The following is a 12954-nucleotide window of genomic DNA, read 5'->3' as shown; positions in this document are numbered from 1 at the left end:
AATGACCAAATATATCTTTGTGACTGGCGGCGTTGTTTCATCATTGGGGAAAGGGATTACTGCATCAAGCATTGGTCGCTTGCTGAAGAACCGCGGCTTAAAAGTTACCATGCAGAAGTTCGACCCATACATCAACATCGACCCCGGCACGATGAACCCTTACCAACACGGTGAAGTTTTCGTGACTGACGACGGTACGGAAGCTGACCTTGACTTGGGCCACTATGAAAGATTGGTCGACGTTAGAACCAGCAAGTACTCTAACGTGACGACTGGCAAGATCTACCAGGAAGTCCTGCAGCGCGAACGGCGCGGCGACTACCACGGCGGCACTGTACAGGTGATCCCGCACGTAACTAACATGATCAAGGAAAAGGTCATGCGGGCAGCGCAAATGACCGACACTGACGTGGTTATTTCTGAAATCGGCGGTACGGTCGGTGACATGGAATCAACTCCGTTCATGGAAGCCATCCGGCAAATGCGGCGGGAAGTCGGCTCAGAAAACGTCATGTACGTGCACGTTACCTTTGTCCCTTATCTGCGGGCAGCCAAGGAACTGAAGAGCAAGCCGACCCAGCAGTCAGTTTCCATGCTGCGGTCAATCGGGATCCAGCCAAACATGCTGGTTCTCCGGTCAGAAATGCCAGTTCCGCAGGAAATGAAGGACAAGATCTCCACTTTCACCGACGTTCCAGTCGACTACATCGTGGAATCTTTGGACGCGCCATCTCTGTTTGACGTGCCGCTGTCCTACCAGGAACAAGGCGTTGACCAGAAGGTCGTTGACTTCCTCCACATCGACAGCCCGAAGCCGGTTGCCGACATGGACGAATGGCGCCGGATGGACGAACGGGCCAAGAACTTGAAGTACAAGACCAAGATCACCCTGGTCGGCAAGTACGTAGAACTGGAAGATGCCTACATCTCCGTAACCGACGCTTTACAGCACGCCGGCTATCTATACAACAGCAAGATCGAAGTTGAAAAGATCCAGGCTGAAGACATCACTGAAGACAATGTAGCTGACCTTTTGAAGGACACTCAGGGCTTGATCGTGCCGGGTGGTTTCGGTACCCGGGGTCTGGAAGGGATGATTACTTCCATCAAGTACGCCCGTGAACACGACATTCCATTCTTGGGGATCTGCCTGGGGATGCAGATGGCCAGCGTGGAATTTGCCCGCAATGTCTTGAACTTGGAAGACGCTAACTCAGCTGAAGCAGAACCAAACTGCAAGAACAACATCATTGACTTGATGGCTGACCAGCGCGACCAGGAAAAGATCGGCGGCACCTTGCGTTTGGGCCTGTACCCAGCCACGCTGAAGGCCGGCAGCAAGACCCGGGAATGCTACGACGGCCAGGAAGTTATCCAGGAACGTCACCGTCACCGCTACGAATTCAACAACAAGTACCGGGAAGCCTTTGAAAAGGCCGGCATGACCTTCTCAGGCGTTTCACCGGACAACCGCCTGGTGGAAATCGTTGAAATCACGGACAAGAAGTTCTTTGTTGCTGCTCAATACCACCCGGAATTCCTGAGCCGGCCAAACCGGCCAGAAGGGCTCTTCAAGGGCTTTATTGGGGCAGCTAGCGGTTTGCAGGTCGACAAGTTCTAAATTTTGTACGATAATAATAGATAGTGACAAGAGAAGAGAAACCTCTTCTCTTGTTTTTTTGACGAAGATCTATTAACATTATTATGATAATTTGACAAAAGAAAAGGACTACTTTCCCAAATGAAGCAAATGATAATTCACGGAGGGAAACCCCTGCAAGGCGACATCTGGATTGGCGGCGCGAAGAACTCAACGGTAGCGCTGATTCCGGCCTCTATCCTGTCGAGAACGCCGGTGACCCTGGAATCAGTTCCGCGGATTGCCGATGTTGACAATTTGATGGACTTGTTGAGCGAAATGGACGTGCACTGCGACTTCCGCGAAACGACCCTGCAAATTGACCCGACCGAAATCAAGATGAGTCCCCTGCCAGCTGGGAAGATTAAGAGCTTGCGCGCGTCTTACTACTTTATGGGCGCTTTGCTCGGTCGTTTTGGCAAGGCGGTTGTAGGTTTTCCTGGTGGCGATGACATTGGCCCGCGGCCGATTGACCAGCACATTATGGGTTTCCAATCCCTTGGCGCCGACGTTAGATATGAAAATGAGCAGATTGTAATTACCGCGCCTGATGAAGGGTTGAAAGGGGCCCAGATTCACCTGAAGATGGCTTCTGTTGGGGCAACGATGAACATCATCATGGCCTCAGTCACGGCCAGCGGCCGGACGGTGATCGAGAACGCGGCCAAGGAGCCGGAAATCATCGACCTGGCAACTTTCTTGAACAACATGGGGGCCAAGATCCGCGGGGCGGGGACTGACACCATCAGAATCGACGGGGTTGACCGCTTGGAAGCCAAGGTGCCGCACACGATCATCCCTGATCGGATTGAAGCCGGGACTTACATTTCCATGGCTGCCTGCATCGGCAACGGGATCCGGATCCACAACATCATTGCTGAACACCTTGACGCCTTTTTGGCCAAGGTGGAAGAAATGGGCGTGGTGATCGACACTGATGAAGACTCCCTTTTCGTTTACCCGGCCGGGGACCTGCACATGGTTCAAGTTAAGACCGGGACCTACCCGGGCTTCGCGACTGACTTGCAACAGCCGATCACGGCGCTCTTGCTGACGGCTAAGACCGGGGAAGGGGTCATCATCGACCCGATCTACCCGAAGCGGACCCGGCACGTGCCGGAACTGCAGAAGATGGGAGCTTCCATCACGGTCGTTAACAACATTATCCTGGCTCATCCAGGCAGCCGCTTGCACGGGGCAGTGGTTCACGCTGACGAAATCCGGGCCGGGGCCTGCTTGATGCTTACGGGCTTGATGGTTGACGGCGAAACGGTTATCAACAATGCCGGCAATATCTTGCGCGGCTATGACCGGGTGGAAGAAAAGCTGCGCCAGCTGGGAGCTGACGTGGTCATCCGGGACGTGGAAGATTAACTTGAGCCCTTGTCAAACGGGCTAGATAGTGGTACTATATTAGAGTTAATCGATTAATCTATGGCCTGCAGAGGGCTATGGCAAAGGAGTTTTAGAATTATGAAACAAGGTATTCACCCAGATTATCAAGAAGTTTGCTTCATGGACTCAGCAACTGGTTTTAAGTTTGTTGCCGGCTCAACTTTGAAGTCATCAGAAACTGTTGAATTCGAAGGCAACACTTACCCATTGATCCGTGTTGAAATCTCATCAGATTCCCACCCATTCTACACTGGCAAGCAAAAGTTTGCCGCAGCCGATGGTCGAATCGAACGTTTCAACAAGAAGTACGGCTTCAACAAGAAGAACTAATCGTTCTCTTTACTTTAAAAGCAGCCCGCTTGGGTTGCTTTTTTTATTGCGAAGAGCGCTAAACAACGTATAATATACTAAGTGTTAATTTATTCTCAAGGAGCAGTATTGGAATGAAAATGCAGTTGGCAGAAATCGCCCAAGCCTTAAATACCAGTTGTGAAGGGGACGCGGAAACGGTCATTACCTCAGTGGCTTTTGACTCAAGAAAGATCAGCCAGGGCGCCCTCTTTGTCCCGATCAAGGGGGAAAGAGACGGCCATGACTTTGTGGGTTCAGCCATTGAAGCCGGCGCCAGCGCCACTTTGTGGGAAGCTGGCCACCCGGGCAAGCCGGAAGGCATCGCGGTTTTAGAAGTTGCCGACACTTTGAAGGCAATGCAGGATCTGGCCTGCTACTACCTGCATAAGGTCAACCCGACCGTAGTCGGCATCACCGGCTCAAACGGCAAGACCACGACCAAGGACATGGTGGCGGCGGTTTTGGCCAAGCGCTTCAACGTTTACAAGACTCAGGCCAACTTCAACAATGAAATCGGCGTGCCAATGACTATTTTGGAAATGAAGCCGATCACTGAAATCCTGGTTTTGGAAATGGGGATGGACCGGGCTGGCCAATTGCATGAACTGAGTCAATTGGCCCGGCCGGACGTGGCGGTCATCACTATGATCGGGGAAGCCCACATCGAATTCTTCGGCAGCCGGGACAAGATCGCCGACGCCAAGATGGAAATCACGGACTTTTTGCAAGAAGACGGCGAATTCATCTACAACGGTGATGAACCCCTCCTGGCGGAAAGAGCTGCCAAGCTTTCCCAGGACAAGTCCACCTTCGGTTTCGCGGACTCTGACAGCATTCATGCCAGTGATCTCCGCAGCACCATGCACCATTCCTTCTTCAAGATTAACGGGACTGACCGGGAATTCTCAATTCCAATGATCGGCCGCCACAATGTGGCTAACGCCATGGCCGCTATTCTGGTTGGCCGCCACTTCGGGGAAAGCGACGAGGAAATTGCTGCTGGCCTGGCCAACTTCGTGCCAACGGCCAACCGGATGGAATGGGAAAAGGGCGACTGCGGCGAAGATATCATGAGCGATATCTACAACTCCAACCCAACGGCTGTTAAGGCCGTGACTGCCTCCTTTGGCCAGGTTCCAGTCAGTGAAGGCGGCCGCCGCATCGCGGTTTTGGCCGACATGCTAGAACTGGGCAGCCGGTCAGCCGACCTGCATAAGGGACTGGCTGCCTGCCTGGACCCAGACAAGATCAACGTCCTTTACCTTTACGGGCCGGAGATGAACCACCTTTACCAGGCCTTGCTGGACAAGTACGACCAGCAGAATCTGCACTACTACCCAGAAGACGAGATGAGCCACTTAATCGATGATTTAAAGAGCGACATCCACAGCCAGGACATCGTTTTGCTGAAGGGATCCCACGGGATGCACCTGGAACGAGTCCTTGACAGACTGAAATAGGAGAACAATTTGAAATTTACTGAACTAGGATTGAACGACAATATCTTAAAGGCAATCAAGCGGTCAGGCTTTGAAGAAGCCACCCCGATCCAGGCCCAGACCATTCCTTTGGCTCTGGCCGGCCAGGACGTGATCGGCCAGGCCCAAACCGGGACGGGGAAGACGGCTGCCTTTGGTCTGCCAATCTTGCAAAAGCTGGACAAGCAGGAGCAAGCTATCCAGGCCATCGTAATTGAACCGACCAGAGAACTGGCCATCCAGACCCAGGAAGAACTTTTCCGCTTGGGCAGAGATGCAAAGGCCAAGGTCCAGGTCGTTTACGGCGGGGCGGACATTGGCCGGCAAATCCGGGCCTTGAAGAAGGTGCCGGAAATCCTGGTCGGGACTCCTGGCCGGCTTTTGGACCACTTAAAGCGCAAGACCATCAAGCTGGACGGCGTCAAGACGGTTGTTTTGGACGAAGCCGACGAAATGCTGGACATGGGCTTTATCCAGGACATCGAAAGCATCTTGACCTATGCTGAAAACCGGGACCAGACCCTCTTGTTCAGCGCGACTATGCCAAAGCCAATCCAGGCTTTAGGCGAAAAGTTCATGCATGACCCGCAAGTTGTGAAGATCAAGGCCAAGGAACTGACGGCTGATTTGATCGACCAGTACTTCGTCCGCGTCCGGGAAAACGAAAAGTTCGACACCATGTGCCGGCTGATCGACGTGGAAAATCCGGACTTGGCCGTGGTCTTTGGCCGGACCAAGCGCCGGGTTGACGAACTGACCCGGGGTCTGGTTGCCCGGGGCTACAACGCGGCTGGCATCCACGGTGACCTGACTCAGGCCCGCCGAATGCAGGTGCTCAAGCGCTTCAAGGAAGGGGAGCTTGACATTTTGGTAGCTACTGACGTAGCCGCCCGGGGCCTGGACATTTCCGGGGTTACCCATGTTTACAACTACGACATTCCGCAAGATCCGGACTCCTACGTCCACAGAATCGGCCGGACCGGCCGGGCCGGCAAGAGCGGGATGAGCGTGACCTTCGTGACGCCGAACGAAATCGGCTACATGCGGACTATTGAGGACTTGACCAAGAAGAAGATGTCTCCTCTGCGTCCGCCGACAGATGCCCAGGCCTTTGCCGGGCAGATGAAGCAGGCGGTCTTGAAGGTTGACGACCTGTTGAGCGGGGATTTGAGCAAGTATGACGACGCGGCCGAAAAGCTGCTGGAAAACTACTCAGTTGAAGATATTGCTGCCGCTTTGCTGAAGGAATTGTCTAACGACAGCGAGGTCAAGGTTACCATCACCCCTGAAAAGCCGCTCCCTTACCGGGGCAAGCACTCAGGCGGCCGTGGCCGGAGTAGCCGCAGCCGGAGCGGGAACAAGAACTTCAAGGGCAAGCGCAATTTTGACAGAAAGAAGCGCAAGCCTGGCTTTAAGATCCACGGCCGGAAGGGCTAAATTTTTAAAAAAGTAAAAAGGACCGGGCTTTTGTCCCGGCCTTTTTCTCTTTGTGCTATTATTTAAACAGCGTGAGGTGGAAAGATGATCAAAAATATCGGCGTGGACCAGATTGAGGTGGACCGGATCGCCAAGGTAGTTGACCGGGGGGATGGCTTTGCCAGAAAGGTTCTGACCGACCGGGAATTTGCCCAGTACCAGGACTTGACCCATAAGCGGAAGATTGAGTACCTGGGCGGCCGCTTCGCCGTTAAGGAAGCCTTCTCCAAGGCCTGGGGAACCGGGATTGGCCAGGCAGTTTCCTTTGAGGATGTGGAAACCTTGAGGACCGAGTCCGGCGCGCCCGTAACGACGTCGCGGATTTTTACGGGGCGGATTTTTTCCAGCATCGCGCATGATGATCACGAGATCGTCGCCGTGGTCGTGCTTGAAGAGCCGGCCGGCTGGCGCCGCGCGATCGGCAAACTATCGCACCTGTTATCTGGGAGGAAAAAATGATCAGAGCAGTTAATCGACCAGCAGCCCTGCACATCAACCTGGCTGCTATCAAGGAAAACACCCGCCAGGCCAAGGCCCACTTGAAGCCGGGCCAGAAGCTCTTTTGCGTGGTTAAGGCCAATGCCTACGGGCATGGGGCAGCGCGCCTGGCGCCGGTGATGGAAGAAGCCGGAGCGGACGGCTTCTGCGTGGCCATGCTGGATGAAGGGCTGGAATTGCGCCGGGCTCAGATCGTCAAGCCAATCCTGGTCTTGGGCCTGCAGCCGGCAGAAGAAGCCGCCCTGGCTGCCGCCAACGACATTTCTTTGCCGGTGTCCAGCCTGGACTGGCTCAAGGAAGCAGAAAAGGTTCTCCGTAAGGAAGGCCTGCAGTTGAAGATCCACCTGGCTATCGACTCCGGCATGGGCCGGATCGGCTTTAGTGAAGACGAAGACTTCAAGGCAGTCAACGAATATCTGCAAGGCAATGATGCCTTCTTCGTGGAAGGGATGTTCACCCACTTTGCTTCCGCTGACTCTGCTGATGCCAGCTACTTTGACTACCAGGTCAAGCGCTTCAGGCACATGGAAAGCCTGCTGACGGTCAAGCCAAAGTGGATCCACGTGGATAACACCGCGGCCAGCCTTTTTGACAAGGATGTGGCCAGCGACATCGTCCGCTTCGGGATTGGCCTTTACGGGCTCAACCCTTCTTCAGCCCCAGGCAGCCAGGACTTAGAGCCTGCCTTTGCCCTTAAGCCGGCCATGTCCTTTGTCAGTGAACTGACCTATGTCAAGCAGATCCACAAGGGCTACGGGGTCGGCTACGGGTCAACCCACATCGCTGAAGAAGATGAATGGATCGGAACCGTGCCGGTTGGCTACGCTGACGGCTGGATCCGCAAGTTCCAGGGTTTCAAGGTCAAGGTCGGGGACACTTACTGCCCGATCGTCGGCCGGGTCTGCATGGACCAGTTCATGGTCCTTTTGCCCAAGGAAGTGCCAGCCGGCACGCCAGTTGAACTGATCTCAGCTGATCCGGCAGCGCCAAACAGCCTGCGCCGGGCAGCTGACTGGCTGGACACCATCCACTATGAAGTGGCCTGCCAGTTCAACGACCGCCTGGACCGGATTTACGATAACGAATAAGAGTAAGAAAAAACCTCCGAATTTTGCTTCGGAGGTTTTTAATATGATTTTGCTTATTCTTCGTTCAAGAAGACGCCTGGCTTTTCTTCACTCATGATGTTCATGCCGGCAGCCAGGTCTTCAACGGCAACGACTGGGAAGCCCTTGGCCTTGAGCTTCTTGCAGATGGCCTTCAGTTCAGTTTCCGTGGTCCCCTGCGGCAGGGTGAAGAGGGTCCGGCGGACGTACTTGCCGTCAAATTCGCTGGCTGGCGCGTCCAGAGTCATGGCTCCGGCCAGGTTGACGAACTTGGCGATGATCTTGGTCATCTTGGTCAAGTTGCCGCTGTCGTTGGTTGACAAGACAGTCAAGACGTAAGCCCCGGTCTTGACGTTCCAGGCTGAGGACAGCATGTCCAGCAGGCGGGCATGGGTCAAGATGCCGTAGAAGGTGTTGTCAGTGTCCAAAACGGCAATGTAAGGCAAGTCCTTGATGGTAAAGAAGACTTGGAAGAATGGCGCGTTGGTCTTGATGGTCTTGGTGGCGTTCTTCAAGAGGTAGGTTACCGGCAGGCTCATGTCCCCGCCTTGGGACTTGTGGCGGTAAATGTGCATCTTGTAGATGTTGCCGCGGAAGATCTTGCCGCTGTCATCCAGGATCGGCACGCAGCGGTAGCCGGAGCTTTCCAGTACCTTCAGGGCCTCTTCCAGGGTAGCGTGTTCGTTGACAGTCGTTAGGTAGTCTTTCTTGATGACCAGTGATTTGATTAACATAGGAGAACCTCCGTTATGTGGATTTACATGTAAATGTTTTCTTGTCTCATACTTTCACATTATAGCATGCAGAAAACAAAAATTAAAGACAGGTTAAAAGGCAGGAAAGCGTAAGATTTTTGCCAGTTGTGCTAAAATTATTAAGATATAGCAAGTGAGGAGACTTTTGATGAAATTAATCGTTGCTTTGGGCAATCCTGGCCTTAAATATGAAAAAACCAAGCACAATACCGGCTTCATGGCCCTGGACCACTATTTAGCTGAAAAGGGCCTGCGCCTGGACCGCGACAAGTTCACGGCCCTCTATGCCAAGGAGAAAGTGGCGGGCGAGGACGTGATCTTCATGGAGCCGCAGACCTACATGAACGAATCCGGCAGAGCCGTGGGCGCGGCGGCCAAGTTCTTCAAGATCGACCCCAGCGATATCCTGGTTATCCACGACGACATGGACATGCCAATCGCCAAGCTGCGGATCCGGGCCGGCGGCAAGTCGGGCGGCCACAACGGGATCAAGAGCATCATTGCCTGCCTGGGGACTGAGAAATTCAACCGCCTCAAGATCGGCATCCGGCACCCGGATAAGCAGAGCGTGGTTTCCTGGGTCCTGACCCCTTTTAACCCCGATCAGCAAAAGGAGCTGGAAGCCAGCTTTGCCAAGGTCGACCAGATCATTGACGACTTTATCGCCGGCAAAGACGCCCAGTACTTAATGAACCGTTACAATTAAAGACAAGCACACGAACATGCAAGTAATTGATTTTTTAAAAAAAGATCAAGCAGTGACTGCTTTTATCGCGAAAACGTCCCGGATCAAGAACTCCCTGCTCACAGGAGTCGAACGGGGCGCTTTTGCTGTCCTCATCCAGGCTTATTTAGCCCAGCTGGGCCAGCCCCTGCTTTTGATCGAAGAGAATGAATACAAGGCCCAGGAACGCTATAACGACTTAAGCCTGCTTTTGGCCGATGATGACCTGGAGCTTTTTGCCCTGGACGGGAACCTGGCCACGCAGACGGCGGTCAGCTCACCGGATGAACTCAGCAGCCGGATTCAGTGTTTAAACCTGCTCTTAAGCGGCCGGCCTGGCGTCGTGATCGCGACCCCGCAGGGTCTGCAGTATCCGTTAAGTGCCCCGGCCCTGTTTAAAAAGGGACAGAAGCATTTTGCCGTTGGGGATGAAATTGCCTTGCCCGATTTAGCCCAGTGGCTGAACCAGGCCGGCTACCACCGGGAAAACCTGGTCGTTAAGCCGGGCGAGTTTGCCATGCGGGGGGATATCGTCGACCTTTATCCTTTGGACCGGGAAAGCCCCCTGCGCCTGGAATTTTTCGGCGATGAAATCGACACGATCAAGACTTTTGACCTGACCAGCCAGCGCAGCCTGGAGGAATTGCCGGAAGTAACCGTGCCAGCCGCCAGTGACCACGTCTTTACGGCAGAAGACTTGGACCGGGCGGGCCGGGACTTGGCAAGCGACCTGCCAAAAGAAGCAGCCGCCAGCCTGGAAATTGCCCAGGAGGCCTTGGCTAACGGACAATTGCCGGATGACTACGACCGCTACCTGGACTACCTTTTGCCTGAGTCTTTCAGTCTGCTGGACTACCTGCCGGCTAAAGGATTGCTTTTGTTTAACGACTGGCAGCTGATCGCCGCAAGTGTCAAAAATATGGGTGCCATCAACGATGACTACCTGGCCAGTCAGATCGCCAGCAAGATGATGACCAGCCGGCAGAAGCTGCGCCTGGATTTTGACGCGGTGCTAAAGGCAGACGCTCACCACCGCCTCTATGTCAGTCTGATGGCCCACTCCATGGGCCGGCTTCGTTTTGGCCAGCATTTGGCCTGGGACAGCCGGGAGCCGCAGCAGTTTTTCAGCCAGATGGAACTTTTGAAAACGGAGCTGGACTCTTATGCCAAAAAAGGGCAGACGGTGGTTTTGCAGCTGTCCAGCCGCCGGCAGGCGGAGGAATTCAACCGGAGCTGCCATGACTATGACATCTACTTGCCTTTAGCAGAAGCAGACAGCTTAAAAGAAGGCCGGGCCCAACTGGTTATCGGCGGCTATGCCAGCGGCTTTGTCCTGCCCGACAGCGACCTGGTCTACCTGACGGAAAAAGAGCTTTTTAACCAAAACAAGCGGCCGAAGAAGCGGATCAAGACCCTGGAAAATGCTCAGCGCCTGCGCAGCTACACGGAACTGAAGCCTGGCGACTATGTGGTCCACGTCAACCATGGTATCGGCCGCTTTGAAGGCATTCAGACCCTGGAGACCGACGGGAAAAAGCGGGACTATATCACCATCACCTACCAAAAGGGTGACCAGCTTTTTGTCCCGGCTGACCAATTGAGCCTGGTGCAAAAGTATGTGGCTTCAGAAGGCAAGCAGCCTCACGTCAACAAGCTGGGCGGCAGCGAGTGGGCCAAGACCAAGAAGCGGGTTGCCGCCAGAGTCGAGGACATCGCTGACGACTTGATCGACTTGTACTCAAAAAGAGAAGCGGAGAAGGGCTTTGCCTTTTCCCCAGACGGATCGGACCAGGCTGCCTTTGAAGCTGCCTTTCCTTATGAGCCAACCCCTGACCAATTACGGGCCAGCAGTGAAATCAAGGCTGACATGGAGAAGGCCAAACCGATGGACCGGCTTTTGGTCGGGGATGTCGGCTTCGGGAAGACGGAAGTGGCCATGCGGGCTGCTTTTAAAGCTATCTGTGACGGCAAGCAGGTCGCCTTCCTAGTGCCGACGACCATTCTTGCCCAGCAACACTATCAGACCATCAAGGACCGCTTCAAGGGCTTCCCGGTGGAAGTTGCCAGCCTGTCGCGTTTCCAGGGCCAGGCTGAAAGCAAGAAGATCGTGGCGGGCCTGAAAGACGGCAGTATTGACTTGGTAGTCGGCACCCACCGGATTTTGTCCAAGGACGTTCAGTTCAAGGACCTGGGCCTGCTGATCATCGACGAAGAGCAGCGTTTTGGGGTAGCCCACAAGGAAAAGCTCAAGCAGCTGAAGACTAATATTGACGTTTTGACCCTGACGGCCACTCCGATCCCGCGGACTCTGCACATGTCCATGATCGGGATCAGAGACCTGTCAGTCATGGAAACGCCGCCGCAAAACCGGTATCCAATCCAGACTTATGTCCTGGAGCAGTTGCCAGGTACGGTCAAGGAGGCCTGCCAAAGGGAAATGCAGCGGGGCGGCCAGGTCTTTTACCTGCACAACCGGGTCGGGGACATCGAAGAAACGGTCGCCCGCTTGGAGCAGCTTTTGCCAGAGGCCCGGATTGCCTATGCCCACGGGCAGATGAGTGAAAACCAATTGGAAGACATCTTGAGCCGCTTTTTGGACCAGGAATTCGACATTTTGGTCACCACGACCATCATTGAAACCGGGATTGACATGCCCAACGTCAACACTATGATCATTGAAGATGCCGACCACTACGGCCTCAGCCAGCTCTATCAATTGCGGGGCCGGATTGGCCGGTCAGCCCGCCTGGCCTATGCTTACTTCCTTTACCAGCCAAACAAGGTTCTGACGGAAGTGGGGGAAAAGCGGCTGGACGCCATCCGGGACTTTACCGAGCTGGGGGCAGGCTTCAAGATCGCCATGCGGGACTTGTCCATCCGCGGGGCCGGCAACATGCTGGGGGCCCAGCAGCACGGCTTTATCGACAGCGTCGGTTATGACCTCTACTCCCAGATGCTGGCCGACGCCATCAAGGAGCGGCAGGGGAAAAAGCCAGTTAAAAAGAGCAATGCCGAGGTCGATTTGGGCCTGGAGGCCTATATTCCAGAAGACTACATCGCCGACCAGGAGCAGAAGATCGAATTTTACAAGAAGATCAAGGGGATCGGCAGCCTGCAGGACCGGGAAGAGATCGAAGACGAGCTCCTGGACCGCTTTGGCGACTATCCGGCAGCTGTTGAAAACCTGCTCAACGTGGCCAGCTTGAAGGCCAGCTGCGACTTGGCCCAGATTTTGACCCTGGTCAAGGAAAAGAAGCAGATCCGGGTCATTTTCAGCGATTCCGGCAGCCGGGAAATGGAAGGGCCGAACATCTTCAAGGCTCTGGAACACGTTTCCTGGAAGGCCCGGATCGCCCTTGGCGCCCAAAAGCGCCTGGTGGTTACCCTGCTTTTGCCAGACAAGCTGACCCGGCGGGGCATGTTCGCGGAACTGGGTACTTTTGCCAAGGACGCGGCGGAGATCATCCAGCGGTAATTTTTTAAGAGCAAAAAGTTAAAGCAGGAAAAGCTAAAAAAGCAAAAATTAACAGAC

At 54.3% G+C, this 12954-nt stretch carries 10 protein-coding genes; 9 read left to right on the top strand and 1 reads right to left on the bottom strand.

Annotated elements, in window-relative coordinates; genetic code table 11:
- Position 1 precedes the first annotated feature (1 nt).
- The 7 genes from Q0J41_RS01105 (at position 2) to alr (ending at position 7925) form a co-directional block, all read left to right on the top strand.
- Positions 2 to 1621 (top strand): CTP synthase, encoded by a 1620-nt coding sequence (locus Q0J41_RS01105; RefSeq protein ID WP_296225090.1) that lies wholly within the window; start codon positions 2 to 4, stop codon positions 1619 to 1621.
- 120 nt (positions 1622 to 1741) lie between these two features.
- Positions 1742 to 3013: a UDP-N-acetylglucosamine 1-carboxyvinyltransferase gene (locus Q0J41_RS01100; protein WP_296225088.1), complete on the top strand. Its 1272-nt coding sequence runs from the start codon at positions 1742 to 1744 to the stop codon at positions 3011 to 3013.
- Positions 3014 to 3112: 99 nt separating this feature from the next.
- The gene (locus Q0J41_RS01095; protein WP_003612793.1) at positions 3113 to 3364 is read left to right on the top strand and encodes a type B 50S ribosomal protein L31; all 252 of its coding nucleotides are present in this window, start codon (positions 3113 to 3115) and stop codon (positions 3362 to 3364) included.
- Positions 3365 to 3477: 113 nt separating this feature from the next.
- Positions 3478 to 4845 carry a UDP-N-acetylmuramoyl-tripeptide--D-alanyl-D-alanine ligase gene (murF, locus tag Q0J41_RS01090; protein WP_296225076.1) on the top strand — a complete coding sequence of 456 codons (1368 nt, stop codon included), beginning with the start codon at positions 3478 to 3480 and terminating at the stop codon, positions 4843 to 4845.
- 9 nt (positions 4846 to 4854) lie between these two features.
- Positions 4855 to 6300: a DEAD/DEAH box helicase gene (locus Q0J41_RS01085; protein WP_296225074.1), complete on the top strand. Its 1446-nt coding sequence runs from the start codon at positions 4855 to 4857 to the stop codon at positions 6298 to 6300.
- An 84-nt stretch (positions 6301 to 6384) separates the two neighbouring features.
- Entirely contained in the window at positions 6385 to 6798 is a 414-nt protein-coding gene (gene acpS / locus Q0J41_RS01080; protein ID WP_296225072.1) for a holo-ACP synthase, read from the top strand.
- On the top strand, positions 6795 to 7925 hold the full coding sequence (alr, locus tag Q0J41_RS01075; RefSeq protein WP_296225070.1) for an alanine racemase: 1131 nt from the start codon (positions 6795 to 6797) through the stop codon (positions 7923 to 7925). The genes acpS and alr overlap by 4 nt, the downstream gene beginning before the upstream one ends.
- A 53-nt stretch (positions 7926 to 7978) precedes the next feature.
- On the opposite strand, the gene cbpA is transcribed toward alr, so the two are convergent.
- On the bottom strand, positions 7979 to 8677 hold the full coding sequence (cbpA, locus tag Q0J41_RS01070) for a cyclic di-AMP binding protein CbpA (RefSeq protein WP_296225067.1): 699 nt from the start codon (positions 8675 to 8677) through the stop codon (positions 7979 to 7981).
- Positions 8678 to 8846: 169 nt separating this feature from the next.
- Between cbpA and pth the strand changes: the two genes are divergently transcribed.
- Entirely contained in the window at positions 8847 to 9404 is a 558-nt protein-coding gene (gene pth, locus Q0J41_RS01065; protein ID WP_296225065.1) for an aminoacyl-tRNA hydrolase, read from the top strand.
- A 16-nt stretch (positions 9405 to 9420) separates the two neighbouring features.
- Positions 9421 to 12897: a transcription-repair coupling factor gene (mfd, locus tag Q0J41_RS01060; protein WP_296225062.1), complete on the top strand. Its 3477-nt coding sequence runs from the start codon at positions 9421 to 9423 to the stop codon at positions 12895 to 12897.
- Positions 12898 to 12954: the final 57 nt, after the last annotated feature.

The sequence above is a fragment of the uncultured Lactobacillus sp. genome (genome assembly GCF_944327175.1).
In the GTDB taxonomy this organism is placed as follows: Bacteria; Bacillota; Bacilli; order Lactobacillales; family Lactobacillaceae; genus Lactobacillus.
Note: the sequence above shows the minus strand (reverse complement) of the source record. Positions and strands in the feature narration are given on the sequence as shown.